Consider the following 16,132-nt stretch of genomic DNA (forward strand, 5'->3'; position numbering starts at 1 on the left):
TTTAAAGTAAGTAGGACGAACAATTAAAAATCATATATTCATTTGTGACAATTCATTTTTCCACCATTTATTTATCGAATTAATTGGTGGGAATTCGTGCAATTAGTGGTTTAAATAATCAATAAACCACGAATTTCACGAATTTACACGAAAGTGTAAGATTTAAAAAATACGACATTATATAGTTTCAATTAGTTAGATTCTCAATTTATTGTACAGGATTCATCCATTGTATAGCAGTTTTACACTTATTGAACCATACAATCGTTCGTTCTTCAGTTACAAACTCCAACACCTTGTAACTATTCCGTCCGTACTGATAAAGAATGCCTTATTCTTATAGTACAATACGGTTTTCCTGTATTAGAATAGCATATTCCTTAGCAGTAATTCGTAATTTACTATTAGAAATGGTTCATTACCGATGGCAAATATACAGTTTTCTATTTATAATAAGTTATTTTCTGTAAATAATATACTATTTTCATTAGATAATTAGTTATTATTTACGGTAAATAAAGTATTTCTAACGGGTAATATACTGTTTACTATAAACAATAGTTTATTTCTCATGAGAAATATATTATTTCCTATAGAAAACAAGCAATTCTTTACAAAGTATGCTGCATTGTAGTATAAGTATGTGCTATTATAGTACAGGAATGCCGCATTGTAACACTACATTAAGGCTTTACTGACAACAAACAGACCGAAGTAGGGCAGTAATGCCGGAATAGAACAAAGGAAAAGGACAGACATAACCGTGTTTACTTCAATAATGCCAGAGAATGCGCCATTCATGATACAAAACCTTGCCATAAAGAAAACCAACACCGCTACCACTCAACAAACTATCCCCGCAATACTAAATAATTAAGAACAGGTATTGTGAATAAAAAAAATGTTTTTACCTTTGGGGATTAAATTAATTAAACACCAAAATAAATCCATCTCTTAAGTGGAAATATGAGAGATCGCAGTTCGCATATATACAAGTTAGGCGGCATAGTAAAAAAATAAAGGTCATAAAATTGACAGCAAATTAAAAATTATGGAAGATCTATTGAAACTAGCAAAAGAAGACTTAGAAATTGCTAATTTATTGTACAACAATAAAAAGTATTCTAATTCGCTTTATCACTATCATCAGAGTGTCGAAAAGTCAATCAAATATATTGGACTGTCAATTGGTGGTATTACTACGCAACAACTTAACAAAGAAATAAGTCATGACCCGATAAACGCTTTTAAGCTTTTATTTAAATATTTCAAGGGACAATCTAATGGATTGATACCAGACATTGATCCACATCTTTTTACAAACGCAAAAAAAATAATTGATTCTGGTTCCGAAAAAGAAGTAGTTAATGGAGCTTGGAATATGATACAATCTATATGCAATGAGGCAAAAATAATTCACGATGACCAATTTCCGACTGCTTTTGAAGCTGTCTGTGATTATATTAAGAAAATTGCTCCTGCAATGGATTTGGGTCTAGACAAAGATCCTTACAAGAAACTCGTAGCAATAACCATGGAAAAAGAAGCAGTAAATACAATCATTTTGATTAACTATGGAATGAAAATATTGCAAGTTCTTCTAATGAATTCTTTGATATGTAGTAAGTTTAAACCTGATAATTTCCGATATCCAAGTAACGAACTCGGGAATCCAGTAGAATACTTTAACGAAAATAATGCACTAATAATGGATTTGCCACTATTTATGAAATCCATGGATATACCTATTGAATTTGCAGGAAAAATTAAATGGGGAAAGAAATAACATTAAATAAAGAAAACTACGACCGCCAAACACCCGCCTATGTTCATTGGCTGTCTGACGTGCATTTAGCATCAAATTAAAAAAAGAGCTTTTAGACTCATGGGATTAAGTCACCTGCCTTCAAAGAAATTAAGATAAAGCAGGAAACGTCAGTTCGAATCTGACAAAGCTCACAAATTATTAAAAAAATATGCTTGAACTAATTTGGACTGGACATTTGAAACACTTCAAACAATTGATAGGTCATTCAAATCATTATTTGATTACAATATTAATTGGCATTGAGGGCGTTAGAAAAGGAGAAGTAACAAAAGGTGATTCATTTCATGTAACGTGGAATCCTGTCTCTATTGAAGAAACAACTAGAAATTCGAGAAGATTTGCTCGAAATTCTGCATTGTCTTGGACAATGGATGCTCTCGATGCTTATTTAGGATTTCTTAAGAGACAACCATTTAATTTTCCTGAAGATTTTAACGATAGTATTCAAAATGAAAGATTTGTTTTTAGTCTATTTAATAAGGTAATTGATTTCACGCAATATCCTATAGATCTTCCTTTATCATTAGTACACCTTGGAATACAATGGAGAAATAATTTAGTTCATTATCATGCTGACAATGAACTAGAACAAAAATATGCAACATATATCAGGAATGTTGAAATGGATTCAATTCAAGAAAGATTTCGAGGACTAGATCCGATTTTAATGTATGAAAATTTCAAGGATCACAATTCCCCAACTTTTAAAGAAGTTGCAGCAATAATCCAATCAACTCATTATTTAGTATTAGAGCTTGACAAACTTCTCAAAGAATACATAGATACAGATAAATATATAAATTTTATTATACGAGAAAATGAACTTGATATCGATAATATCGTATTTGCTTGTCCAGAAAAAAAACTAAGAAAATTCAAAAGATTCCTTTTGACAAAAGGATTTACTGAAGTAAATAATTCTATTTCGAGGACTAAGATTTCAGATGATGAATTAAATAATATCATTGAAAATGAATATCAAACAAGAAAAAAGATAAGAGAAGAAGAAAAAAATAAGAAAATATAAAAATCTGCTGCTAACACACGCTTGTTCATTGGCTGGTTGACGTGCATTCCGGCAGTTTTGCTCCTGCAAACCGCCAATGTCCATAGCCTCGGTCGTTAGCAGTAATATTAAAAAAATAAGACGTATGAAACCTTTGATGCTTATCCTGTTTACTTTTCTGTTACTTGTAGAAGTCAGTTATGCCCAAGACACAACCTATATCGACAAGAAAATCGAATACTTTTCAAGTAAAGAAAAGTCAAATAACTCGGAAAAGTATGCAAGAGAAATAATAAAAGTGGGTAAAGATTCATTTAAAATTGAATACTGCAACTATTATGACGGTAAAAGGTATGCGACAGGTTATACTGAAGGATTTAAAATAAAGGACGATAGCATTTTAATTATAAAAAATGAAAGTTGGAGTTTTAGAAAGATATGTAATAATGTTTATGCTGTAAATCTAAGAGACAGCGAATATGTACAAAAAGGAATAGCATATTCAATTATTCCCTTCGTCAAGAATGGAAGCTTCATATATTTAAACAGCGTAAATGACACCTTGTTGACTGAACATTATGAAATGGGCAGTTTAAAGGACTACAAAACTCCGAAAATAAAAAATACAGACACAATATACACAAGTGTTGACGAGTATCCAATATTTCCAAGTAAATATGGAAATTTGCGAGACTACATATCAAAACGAATCATAATACCAGAAATATATGCTGAATCGGGAATTCAAGGCAAAACTATATTCCGAACAGTAATAACGTCGACAGGTGAAGTAAAGAACATTGAAATTTTGAGGAGTTTAGATCGAGCATTTGACTTGACGTGCTTAAGAATAATTGCAAGACTACCGAAATTCGAACCTGGAAAAATTAAAGGAAAAAATGTAAACACCTATTATATTATACCTGTAGCATTTAGATACGAATAAAAAAACTACTTTGTTGAACGTAGCTTAGCACTGGACGTTTAGCAAAGTGTCCACACTTCGTTCAAGCTAAAAGGAAGTCTACGGACTTCCACATTGAAAAGTAATTGAATAGGATATACTAGGCAGAGACTTGTTTCTAACCGGTGTTGAATGGAAAGGAAGTGTAGTAAAAAAGAAAAGATTGCTTTATAATTGGAAGGACAAGAATGAAAACTCAAAAAAACATGACTTCCATAACGAGTATTATAAATGAAAAAAACCGACTTTGATAATTGAAACATGAATACGATTTTGACAATACTTTATGATGTTCTATTATTTTTACCACTAGTTTTTCAGATTTTCTTTGGTAATAAATCTATAAAAGGTAGTCTAAAATTAAAATTTTGGCAGATAAGTGTGATAAGTATAATCAGTCAAGTTATTGTGGCTATAGTTGGCTCTTATTTGATGAGACTAATGGTAATACAAACCAAGTTCCATGACGGCTTTCTTGCTATAATTGGAGGTGTAATGTTTAATATAATTCTTGGAGTAATAGTTCTATTAGTTATACTAAAACAAACGAGCAATAAACCGAGACAAGAAAAGTGACTTTGTTGAGTGTAGCTTATCTCTCGATGTTTTGCAAAGTGTCCACACTTCGTTCAGGCTAAAAGGATGTGTCCAAACTTTCACATTGAAAAGTAATTGAGAAAGCGAACAAAATATAAGTAGGAATGTTGAAACTAAATACTTATACAATAAATCTATGTGGACAAAATCTCATACAGTCATAACAAAAGAAGCCACAAAAGAACAAATGTGGAAGCTATTTACTGACGTAAATAATTGGCATGTTTGGAACAATGAAATTGAATTTGCAAAACTAGAAGGTAAATTTGAGGCTGGGAATCATTATCTGATTCAACCAAGAAACGGAAGAACAGTTAAAGTCAAATTGATTAAAGTCGTTGAAAATAGACAATGTTTAGAACTTGGAGAATTTCCACTGGCTAAAATGTATTATGAACACATTATAGAGGAAACTCCAGATGGTCTAAAAATAACCAGCACAATTACTATGACCGGTTTATTAAGTTTTCTATGGGTGCAATTAGTTGTTCGGAAAATTGCATCCACAATGGCTTCTCATGTACAAGAACAAATTAAAGTTGCTTCAAAACTTTTAGTCTAATAACTTTTAGTTGTAGCTATTATACTCTGCCCAATCGGATATAGTTATTGGAAGGACTGAAAGTTTGTCTTAGTTCTTGAGATATGTTATTCCATCTGTATGTATTATCAGGATTTTTAATCCAAGATTAATATATCTGCTTTATACAATATAAAATGTATATCCAACAGGATATGCATTTTTTTATTCTATAAAAGCATAAATTTACTAAAAATAATTATCTTTGCAGAGTTGTTAATCTTATTGAACAAATCACATTACAGTATGAACACAACCAAAAAAACAGCAGTTCTTCTGTTATTTGGCTTTTGCCTGATAATTCAGGTTTCCGGCCAAAGCAATGATACTATTGTCAACAAACTGGTGCAGTATGTTAGTATCGTAGATCATTTCTCCAAAAACCTACCACAGGAAAAAGTGTATCTGCACTTTGATAACTCTACCTATTACCAAGGAGATGATATTTGGTTTAGTTGCTATCTGGTTGCTTCGGGCTTTCACAAGACTAGTACTTTGAGCCAAACGCTGTATGTGGAATTGCTTAACCCGGGAGGTGAAGTCATCGACAAGCAAATATTGAAAGTAGAGAACGGTCGGTGTCATGGAAGCTTTAAGTTGAGCAAGCTTCCGTTTTATTCCGGCTTCTATGAAGTGCGGGCTTATACCAAGTATATGCTCAACTTTGGAGAAGAAACTATTTTCTCTCGTACCTTTGCCGTGTATGATAAACCTACCAAACCGGGAGCTTATGAAGAAAAAAGTTTGATGAAATATGGACGTGGATCATATCCTGTATTGCGTAAAGCACCCGTAAAAGAGAAAGCAGTCACATTGAAGTTCTTTCCTGAGGGTGGAAACCTGGTTGCTGGAGTGACATCACAAGTTGCTTTCGAAGCTACGGATGCTTACGGTAATCCCATTGAAGTATCGGGTCAAGTGATCGGTGAAAATAAAGAAACTATCGTTCGATTTAAATCCGTGCACGATGGAAAAGGAGTCTTTACATACACTCCGACAAAAGCATTATCCACACAAAAAAACAAAGCCGATAAATTCCCGCAGGCAACTCTTGATTACAAAGAAAAAAAATACACTTTCGACCTTCCTGCTGTTCACCCACAAGGAATAGTACTCAAAGTAGATAATCTTTCCTCTCCCGATAGCATTGGGGTAAGTGTGCTTTCAAACAATGATACACCAAGCGGGATATTCGGATTGGTACTACTAAGTGGAAGCTACCTGCATGAATACATGATGATTGATACCTCGGAAGGAAAGCCGATTGATTTCCGCATCTGCAAAACCAATTTTCCGGCAGGAGTTTTAAGGCTTATACTTTTCAATTCACAAGGACAGATTCTGTGTGACCGTCTCTTGTTTATTCACCAAACAGAGAAACTAAACATTCAGGCGAAAATGGACAAAAAGTCCTACAACCCCAACGAGCAAATTAATATGCAGTTTGCCCTTACCGAACGGGATACTATTCCGGTAGAAACCACTTTCTCCGTTTCTGTCAAAGACAAACAAAACGATGTTAAACCTGATCAGGACATTCAATCGAATCTGCTGCTTATGTCGGAGATAAAAGGGTATGTGCATAATCCGGATTATTATTTTGAATCGAATGATTCCATTCACCAACGGGCATTAGACTTACTCCTGATGGTACAGGGATGGCATCGCTTCAACTGGGCATGGGTAGATGACACCAAACCTTTTCAGCTAAAACACCAACCCGAGAAAGGAATTGAGATTAATGGTCAGGTTGTTTCGTTTATACGATCGATTCCTAAACCGAATGTAAAAGTATCGAGCCTTATTTCCCAAAAGGATGATAGCACCAAATTGTTTAATAGTTTTACAGAGTATTTTGTCACCGACAGCTTAGGAAGGTTTAGTTTCAATGCCGATGTGCAAGGGAGATGGGAAATGATTTTTGCGGTAAGGGAAAAGAGAAAAAAGAAAGACTACCGTACGGTGTTAGACAAACTGTTCAGTCCCTCGCCCAAACAATACCGCTACACCGACTTATTTTCCCACATACCCAATCCCGAAGAAGATAACCCGATTGTAACAGACGCATTGCTTCGTGCAGTAAATGACTCAACTGCAATCGCCGTACCGAAGATCAACTACGACTCAGTAGCAAAGAAAGGCGTACAAGGTAAAATGCTGCACTTGAAAGAAGTGGTGGTGAAAGCCAAGAAACACAGCAAGGAAAAGGATATTTTGGAGAACCGTTCCAAATCACTTGCTTATTATGATGTTTATGCAGAGCAGGATAAAGTTTTGGATCAGGGAGGAGTAACTGAAGATTTTCTGGGTGATTTTTTAGTAAAGAAAAATAAGGATTTTTCTTGGCTGTATCATGGTCCAGACAAAATACTAAGGTATAAAACTAAACTGGCTTTTCTGGTGGTTGATTACAAAATGACCTATAGAGAGGAAAGTTTTAATACTCCAAAAAATCTTAGAGCCGAATGTGTCAAATCCATGTATATCAGTGAGGATGAGCGTTCAATTGTAAATTACGTAGTGCCGATTGAATGGAAAGACCCAGTGGAGGGGCCACCTAGTCTCTATGGCTGCGTAGTTTTTATTGAAATTTTTCCTGACTGGAATAGCCCTACCCAACCTGGCAAGGGCGTACGCAAGACCTGGTTGGATGGTTACAGTCAGGTAAAGGAGTTTTACAGTCCGAATTACAGCATACTACCACCAGAGGAAGATTATCGCCGTACGCTGTACTGGAATCCTTCTATTAAAACAGATAAAGATGGTAAAGCCCTGATACAGTTTTATAACAATAGTAGTTGCAAGAGTTTTAGCATCAGTGCAGAAACCATTACGCCGCGGGGAGTGATAGGAGTGTTGAAGAAATAGTTGACAGTTGATAATTGACAATTAATAATTAACAGCTGATATGAACTCAGCTCTATAGAATCGATAAGTAGTTTCTACTTAAAAATTTTATTCTCTGAATGTTATTTTAAAACAATGTATGTCGCGCCAAAGAAAAACCCTCTCCTTTTGGGGAGAGGGTGGTAGTTGAACACACAGGCTTTGACAAAATGTTCAACGATACATTAAAATTCAACTTTGAGTGTTGCGCCTATTTGAGTAGGTTTTCCTTGCTGACCGAAATTTCCTCCGGAGTAGAAATAAAATACGTTGTAGCGGGTATCCAATATGTTTTTGGCCCACAGTTCTAAGCCCAGTGCACCTTTTGAAATGCCTACCTTCGCATTTACCAGCGAATAAAAGTCCTGCGAAACATCATTAGCATCGGTCCAGTATATTTTACCTATTCCGGTATATTGTACGGTGGCCGATATCCTATCGATAAAAGTATTTCTGAATTCGTGTTCGTAAGTTCCGCTAAGGCTTAAAGTGTTTTGAGGAGCATACGGTATGTGCTTTCCTTTATAATCTACCGGAGTATAAATCGCTTTACCGGTCGAACTGTAGGTTTTCAATGTGTCGGTGTAATTTGTGAATGTTGCTTTAGCATATCCATAATTGAGCGTTGCACTGAAACCACTTCCTAAATTTGCATCCAATGATAACTCAAAACCTTTGCTTTCAGCTTGTCCGGCATTGGTTACCACACGTCCGCTGGTGCTCGAAAATATTTTTGCCAGTTGCACATTATCCAGTTTGCTGTAAAAAACCGAAACAGTTGTTTTTAATCTATTCTCGAATGTCAGACACTGGCCGCCAATCTCATAATTCCAACTAAATTCAGGTTTATATAAAGTGGTTTTACGTACATCAGGATTCGTTATGCTCAATGGAGGCAATGCATTGGTTAGTAAATCGGAGAACATTTGAACATTGAAACCACCGGTTTTATATCCACGCGATGCAGTGGCATACACAAACTGGCGATCATTCCATTCATATTTCAGTGAAAGTTTTGGAAGCAATTCGGTAAAGGTAACCGATTCATTGCCTTTGAACTTTGCGGTAGCTACCTGATCTACATAAGTGTTGTAATCAAGGTTTACATCTTCATAATCCAGTCTTAATCCACCGGTTACCGACAACCCTTTTATCAACAGATTATTCAAGGTAGATTGATGAAAAAGCGCTGCACCTTTGTTGTCGGTATTAAAAAAGCCGGGAATGGTCAGGTGATAATTTTTCATGTTAAGCGGACTGTTGTTGTCCAGTTGTTGCATAAAACCCGAAGCCCCGAAACTCCATTGATAATCACTCTGGCTATTCGATTTAAATATCAGTTCTTCATTAAAAGCATTTTGTTTTTGCATTTGCTGCAATGCCATTTTATCGCTTGCAGAATAGTCTAAATCCATCTTCATATCATCCTCGAAATACTGATGTGAAGTGATAGAGGTCAATATCCATTTATTGGTCTTATACTGTAATGACAAGCTGTTGGTAAGCATATTCCGGTTGTACGAAGTAGGATCATTGAACGAAGGCTGATCTACTTTGTTCGTTGTTAAATTGTATACTCCGTATGGAAAAGCGGCCTGATCAACATGATCGAAATTTATTGCATATTGGGCTGTAAATTCAGGTGAAATACTCCAATCCAACTTAAAACGTCCACCGGCTGATGTTTCTTTGTCTGCCGATTTTTGCGTAAACTGGTTGGTGAAGAATCCATCACTGTGATTGTAATAGCCGCTTACAGCAAATCCAAGATTGTTGGTGAGCTTACCATAATGACCAAGCTTGGCATTTAGTAACCCATAATTACCAGCACCTATCGACATTTTTGTGCTCTGGTAATTCAGTGGTGACAGTGTGTAAATGTTGATAATACCGCCTTCTGCATTTCGTCCGTAAAGCGTGCCTTGTGCACCACGAAGCACTTCTATCTGACGTATATCAAAGAAATCGAAGTCGAAAGTGGATTTTTCTAAATACGGAACATTGTCAACGTATAAGCCCATTGACTGACCGCTGTTTCTGGAGCCGATACCGCGTATATACGAAGTAGTTGACATAGCCGAACCATAATCGGGGATAAAAAAGTTAGGTACCAGAGCATTCAGGTCTCTGACACTGCTAATCTGCGATGCCTTTATTCCGGCAGTAGTCAATACTGTCGACGATACGGGCGTCTGGCGGGGTGATGTTTCTTTCAATGAGCTTACTACAACCTCTTCAAGTTTTACAACATGTGTAGTATCTACTTTATCCTCGGCACGAGCAACAAGAGTAGTTGAAACAAAAACAACCAGAAAAAATAATTTATTCATTTCTCTTTCATTTATAAATTAAAAATAGCATAGTATTCTGCGCCTTATGAAAAGAATGCAGAAGAATGTCAAACAGCAAAATACCTGTTCGACATGTCTGATTATAGTTCAATCAGAATTATTTATGAAATGAAAGAGGGTGGGGGACGGGAAAAATCAACAAAACTGAGCCCCGCAGAGGTAAAAAACTGAAACTCAAATCTGTTTGGGGTTTGTTTATCAATATAGGGTTGATGCGAAAGTACTGTTTCCTGAACAGATTCGGCTACAGCCTGAAAATCATGAATTGATAGTTCGTAGGTAACAGTCTGGCGTTGTTCAAAACTGGCTACATGAGCAACAATCGGTGCTTGTTCTGTATGCGAATTATTAGCCTTATAACCAGGAGTGAATAAGCACAGAACGAAACCTATCACCATGAGAATCTCAGGGATAAAAGTTGCCAGTAAGCCGTTCTGAAACATCAACATAAATAAACAATTATCAATTGTGAATTATCGAGAGCCTCTCATGGGACTCGAACCCGCGACCTATTCATTACGAATGAATTGCTCTACCAACTGAGCTAAAGAGGCATTTACACTGTATTTATACTAACAACAAGCGTAGTCGGTTGTTTATAACTTCTGCAAAGATACTGTATTTTTAGTTTTTCGGGATGATTTTTCTGAAATTATTGATTTTAGAACCGTCAATTTAATTGTACTTTTGCACAGACAGTCGCATTCACCAGATTAACTATACCCGATTCAATATCCCAATGTCAGATACTTATAAAACTATATCTTCTCCCGCAGAAGGAATATACAAAGAGAAAGGAAGTAAATTTCTGTCTTTTGCTATCCCTGTAAAAACTGCCGAAGAAATAAAAGAGATTATAAAAGAATATAGAAAACTGTATTACGATGCGCGCCATGTTTGCTATGCTTATATGCTTGGTGCTGAGCATAAAGATTTCAGAGCTAACGATGATGGAGAACCATCCGGTACAGCCGGCCGACCAATTTTAGGACAGATAAATTCTCGTGAGCTAACCGATGTATTGGTTATTGTAGTCCGTTATTTCGGTGGAGTTTTACTTGGTACAGGCGGACTGGTAGTGGCGTATAAAGAAGCTACAGCCGATGCTCTTAATCGGGCTGAAATAATTGAAAAAACGGTTGATGAGGTTATTTCAGTCAGGTTCGACTACCTGTTGATGAACGATGTGATGCGTATAATAAAAGATACTGGTGCACAAATCACTGAGCAGACATTTGATAACAACTGTTGTCTGATACTGACTGCCAGAAAACAGGACTCTGAACTGCTAAAAGTAAAACTCATTAAAATACACGGAGTAAGTTTAGATTAGTTAAAGTGTGTTTATCTCAATATGTCAATAGGTTGGGGTTGAATATATTTTTGTATTTTTGGTGTATATGTCTAACCTAAAAACAAATAGCGTATGCATCCTTTTATTCAATATACTATAGTTCGGAATATTGTAAAATATAAACTGAAAAACAAAATCGAGACCATAAGTGCGGAAGATTTTGAGAATGAAGTTCAAAATATAAAAGTTGAGTTCTCTCATTGGGGAAGTGATATTTTCTTTATGTTACTGGGAGTGGTTTCTGCAAGTTTCGGATTAAAAGGTTTTTTATTGCCCAATTCGTTTGTAGATGGAGGAGTTACCGGTATATCGCTTATCACAGCCGAACTAACAACCATTCCTCTTTCTATTCTTTTGATTTTAATAAACATTCCATTCCTTATATTAGCCTATTTTACAGTAAATAAGCGCTTTGCAGTAAAAAGTTTATTTGCGATTATTCTATTGGCTGTATTTGTACATGCTGTACCTTTCCCCTCTGTTACTGACGATAAACTGCTGATAGCTGTTTTTGGAGGTTTCTTCTTGGGCTTAGGTATTGGGTTGGCTATCAGAGGCGGTTCGGTGTTGGATGGAACCGAAGTTCTCGCTGTATATATCAGCCGGCGAACTTCGTTGACCATTGGAGACATTATACTGGTTTTTAATGTATTGATATTCTCGGTTGCGGCTTATGTTTTTTCGATTGTAATTGCATTATATGCTATTCTTACTTATCTGGCGGCGGCAAAAACAGTGGATTTTGTGGTTTCTGGAATTGAGGAGTATATTGGTGTAACTATAATTTCAGAAAAAAACGAAGAGATCCGGCTGGCTATAATTGAAAAACTGGGACGTGGCTGTACCATTTATTCCGGTAAAAAAGGATTTAGCAAAAGAGGCGAGCCATTGAAGGAAACAAATATCATTTACACTTTGGTAACCAGATTGGAGTTGTCCAAACTGAATACAGAAGTAGAGAAAATAGACAATGACGCTTTTATAATCATGCATAGTGTGAAAGATGCCAAAGGCGGTATGATCAAGAAAAGACCGCTGAACTAACGGATGGAAAGCTAAAATTCCCAACTCAACCTTTTGACCCTCTTGCCGAAGGATAGAAAAATCCTTCATATCCAACCTTTTTGTCTAAATCAGCGACGAATTTACCCTGACAATTTATTGAAAATTTCTAAGCAGGCGTTAAAACTCAACAAAGACCCTTTTGGGGGAAATCACCCAATGTCTCGATACAAAATACGCTATTAAATCTATTGAAATGTAGTTTGTTACAAGCCAAAGATTATCAATGTTATTTTGTATATTTGGTTTATTTATATTTTTCTATATGTATGAAGAAAATGAACTTTGTATAGCAAATTGTATGTATTTCGGTATTTATTTTCATAAAAGTACTTGTTTTATGGCATATTTTCATTAGTTTTGCAAAATCTATTTAAATATGTATTTTGTTTAAAGATGTAATTATTGTAAAATTCCACCCAAAATTTATTTTCTCAATGAGAGCAATATTATGTAATTTAATTTCCATTGCAGTGCATAAACTGGCATGGATAAAACCATCGGGTAAGTTGAGCACGCGAGGAAACTTATTGAAGATTCTTTTTCTGATATTTATTTGTTCGACGAAATTAGTAGCAGGTAATGAAACTACCACTCCCTCAGTTCCGGCATCCGAGATCAAGGTCAGCGGAAAAATCGTTGACAATGAAGGTTACCCTATGCCCGGTGCAACCGTTGCAATTAAGGGAAAAGCAACCGGGGTGATTACTCAGTCCGATGGTACGTATTCCATTTCGGTTCCATCCGAATCGAGCGTGTTGGAGTTTTCCTTTATCGGGTATACTAAGCAACAGTTTACTGTAGGTTCTCGTACGGTGTTTAATGTAGTGATGAAGCCTGATGCCACTTTGTTGAATGAATTGGTAGTCGTGGGTTATGCTGTTGAACAAAAGGCATTACTAACAGGGTCGGTAGGTGTTGTAAATTCAGAAACTCTTAATAAAATACCGGTATCGACCATTGATGGTGTGTTGCAGGGACAAACCAGCGGGTTGCAGGTAACACAAAATTCCGGAACTCCGGGAGCCGCTATGTCGGTCAGAATTCGTGGTGTGAGTTCGGTTTCGGGCTCTAATCAACCTCTGTATGTTATTGATGGAATTCCGGTTACCACGGGTGATTATGCACAGATAGGATATGAAGGGCAGGGGACCAATGCATTATCGGATTTAAATCCTTCTGATATTGAATCTGTAACTGTTTTAAAAGATGCTGCGGCTGCTTCTATTTACGGAGCACGCGCAACCAATGGGGTGGTGGTGATTACTACCAAACGGGGTAAAAGCCAAAAGAGTACCTTGAGTGTGAATTTAATGCATGGAGTACAGCAAGTTGGTAAAAAACTCAAGATGCTGGATGCTCGCGGTTGGATGGAATATAGCAATGATTTGGCAGGTTCGCAGAGATTTACGCAAAGCCAGATGGATAATATAACCGTGAATACAAACTGGCAGGATGTAATTTTCCGTACAGCTCCAACAACTAAAGTGGAATTATCGGTTGCAGGAGGAAACGAAAAGACCAAATTCTATATAAGCGGTGATTATTTTCAACAGGATGGAATTCTGAAAGGAACAGATTACAACCGTTTGAACAGCCGATTAAATCTAGATCACAGTTTGACCGACAAAATATCGATAGGTGCCAGTTTGGGTATTTCTTATGCAAAGACCGATCGCGTAGAAGGTGATCAGTCGACACATGGTGTACTACCCAACGGAATTTCAACTCCGGCTATTTTTCCTGTGTATAATGCCGATGGTTCTTACAATCAGAGCGGACCGTATTCCAATGCCATTTCTATTGTTGACGGAGCAACAAACCAAAATTTTTCATTCCGAACCATTGGTAATACATTCTTGAACTACAACATTATTCCCGGTTTGACTTTTTCTACTAAATGGGGAATTGATTTCCTGAATTTCAGGGAACATGCTTTTGAATACAATACGGTTCAAGGGAAGAAATACAATGGATTGGGATTTGAGGCTTACAACAATGTGATGAATGCTGTTTCGAATAACACGCTGAAATATCATTTTTCGCTCAAAAAACATGATTTTGATATTTTAGCCGGCTATAGTTTTGAAAAGAAACAAAACCGTTATTCGTTTACGCGTGCGCAGGATTATCCGGATGAGAACCTTCAGTATACTGTTTCAGCAGCTACCATTGTGCAATCCTATGCCAATGCGTTGGATGAAGGAACTGAATCATTTTTTGGTCGTTTGAATTACAATTACGACAATAAATACATAGCGTCTTTCTCTGGTCGTGGCGATGCTTCTTCTAAATTTGGACCGAACAATCGTTGGGGATTTTTCCCTTCAGCTTCGTTGGCATGGCGATTGGCTGAAGAAAAATGGCTTAATCTACCAAAACAAATTAGTGAACTAAAAATCAGAACCAGTTATGGTTTGACAGGAAACGATGATATTACCCCATTTTTGTATAAAGAACTGTATGGCGTTACTGCCTATAATGAGCAATCGGGCTATTATCCTACCGGTATTCCTAATCCTAATTTAAAATGGGAAACCACTGCACAGTTTAATGTGGGTCTCGATTTGAGTTTGTTTAATAACCGAATTACATTGACGGTAGATTATTACAATAAACAAACAAAAGATCTTTTGCTGGATCGCCTGATTCCTGAAAGTTCGGGGTACTCATCCGTTATAGAGAACATAGGGCGGGTTGAAAACAAGGGTTTTGAATTTAATTTATCAACTGTCAATTTGGATGGTGCATTTAAATGGACTACTGTGTTCAACCTATCTGCTAACCGCAATAAAGTATTGGAATTATACAACAACAAACCTATCGATAATATTGGCCGGGGAGGTAATAGGGTCATGGTGGGACAACCTATCGGTATTTTCTACAATTATAAATGGCTGGGTATTGACCCTTCAACGGGTGATTGTGTTTATGCCGATTTAAATAAAAATGGAAGAGTTGATGCTGACGATCGGACTATTGTGGGCAATCCTCAACCTGATTTTATCGGAGGTATTACCAATACGTTTAATTATAAAGGATTTGATTTAAGCATATTCCTTCAATTTTCGTATGGCAATGATGTGTTCAACGGTTCACGCCTCTATCTGGAGTCGCTCACAGGGGGTGATAACCAGCTGGAATCTGTCACCCGTCGTTGGAAAAATGTAGGTGATATAACCGACATTCCCCGTGCTACTTCCGATGCTACGGCTACAGCCAACAATCGCCGTGCTTCTTCACGCTTTATCGAAGATGGGTCGTATTTGAGGATAAAAAATGTAAACCTAGGCTATACACTAAAAAAGGAGTGGATTAAAAAATTCAAGCTGGAAAACCTCCGGGTGTACGTTACGGCTCAGAATCTGTTCACTTTTACGCATTATAGTGGCTTAGATCCTGAAGTGAATTATGTTGGTAACGACAATTCAATTATAGGTACTGACTTCTTTACCTATCCGCAAGCGAGAAGTTATAATTTTGGTGTAAACATAAAGTTCTAAA

10 protein-coding genes and 2 tRNA genes are annotated in these 16,132 nt (G+C 36.5%); 9 read left to right on the forward strand and 3 right to left on the reverse strand.

What is annotated here, in order from left to right:
* The first annotated feature begins 1,051 nt into the window (after positions 1 to 1,051).
* The 6 genes from PALPR_RS02270 (at position 1,052) to PALPR_RS02300 (ending at position 7,843) form a co-directional block, all read left to right on the forward strand.
* On the forward strand, positions 1,052 to 1,786 hold the full coding sequence (locus PALPR_RS02270) for a HEPN domain-containing protein (RefSeq protein WP_013443988.1): 735 nt from the start codon (positions 1,052 to 1,054) through the stop codon (positions 1,784 to 1,786).
* Between the two features lie 85 nt (positions 1,787 to 1,871).
* Positions 1,872 to 1,959: transfer RNA gene (locus PALPR_RS02275), tRNA-OTHER, on the forward strand.
* Positions 1,960 to 1,976: 17 nt separating this feature from the next.
* Positions 1,977 to 2,855 (forward strand): hypothetical protein, encoded by an 879-nt coding sequence (locus PALPR_RS02280; protein ID WP_013443990.1) that lies wholly within the window; start codon positions 1,977 to 1,979, stop codon positions 2,853 to 2,855.
* Positions 2,856 to 2,979: 124 nt separating this feature from the next.
* Positions 2,980 to 3,780, forward strand: a complete 801-nt coding sequence (locus tag PALPR_RS15265) for an energy transducer TonB (protein ID WP_013443991.1) — start codon at positions 2,980 to 2,982, stop codon at positions 3,778 to 3,780.
* A 751-nt stretch (positions 3,781 to 4,531) separates the two neighbouring features.
* Positions 4,532 to 4,957: an SRPBCC family protein gene (locus PALPR_RS02295; RefSeq protein ID WP_013443993.1), complete on the forward strand. Its 426-nt coding sequence runs from the start codon at positions 4,532 to 4,534 to the stop codon at positions 4,955 to 4,957.
* Positions 4,958 to 5,221: 264 nt separating this feature from the next.
* Positions 5,222 to 7,843, forward strand: coding sequence for a hypothetical protein (locus PALPR_RS02300; RefSeq protein WP_041620144.1), 2,622 nt, complete (start codon positions 5,222 to 5,224; stop codon positions 7,841 to 7,843).
* A 203-nt stretch (positions 7,844 to 8,046) separates the two neighbouring features.
* On the opposite strand, the gene PALPR_RS02305 is transcribed toward PALPR_RS02300, so the two are convergent.
* The 3 genes from PALPR_RS02305 to PALPR_RS02315 all read right to left on the reverse strand — a co-directional run bounded on the left by PALPR_RS02305 (position 8,047) and on the right by PALPR_RS02315 (position 10,766).
* Positions 8,047 to 10,191, reverse strand: a complete 2,145-nt coding sequence (locus PALPR_RS02305; RefSeq protein WP_013443995.1) for a TonB-dependent receptor — start codon at positions 10,189 to 10,191, stop codon at positions 8,047 to 8,049.
* A 122-nt stretch (positions 10,192 to 10,313) separates the two neighbouring features.
* The gene (locus PALPR_RS02310) at positions 10,314 to 10,661 is read right to left on the reverse strand and encodes a hypothetical protein (RefSeq protein ID WP_013443996.1); all 348 of its coding nucleotides are present in this window, start codon (positions 10,659 to 10,661) and stop codon (positions 10,314 to 10,316) included.
* A gap of 32 nt (positions 10,662 to 10,693) precedes the next feature.
* Positions 10,694 to 10,766, reverse strand: a tRNA-Thr gene (locus PALPR_RS02315).
* 179 nt (positions 10,767 to 10,945) lie between these two features.
* Here PALPR_RS02315 and PALPR_RS02320 point away from each other — a divergent pair.
* The 3 genes from PALPR_RS02320 (at position 10,946) to PALPR_RS02330 (ending at position 16,131) form a co-directional block, all read left to right on the forward strand.
* Complete coding sequence (locus PALPR_RS02320) at positions 10,946 to 11,545, forward strand: IMPACT family protein (RefSeq protein WP_419185427.1); 600 nt, start codon at positions 10,946 to 10,948, stop codon at positions 11,543 to 11,545.
* 93 nt (positions 11,546 to 11,638) lie between these two features.
* Complete coding sequence (locus PALPR_RS02325) at positions 11,639 to 12,610, forward strand: YitT family protein (RefSeq protein ID WP_013443998.1); 972 nt, start codon at positions 11,639 to 11,641, stop codon at positions 12,608 to 12,610.
* 455 nt (positions 12,611 to 13,065) lie between these two features.
* Positions 13,066 to 16,131 carry a SusC/RagA family TonB-linked outer membrane protein gene (locus PALPR_RS02330; protein WP_148226412.1) on the forward strand — a complete coding sequence of 1,022 codons (3,066 nt, stop codon included), beginning with the start codon at positions 13,066 to 13,068 and terminating at the stop codon, positions 16,129 to 16,131.
* Position 16,132: the final 1 nt, after the last annotated feature.

It is taken from the genome of Paludibacter propionicigenes WB4 (assembly GCF_000183135.1).
Taxonomy (GTDB): Bacteria; Bacteroidota; Bacteroidia; order Bacteroidales; family Paludibacteraceae; genus Paludibacter; species Paludibacter propionicigenes.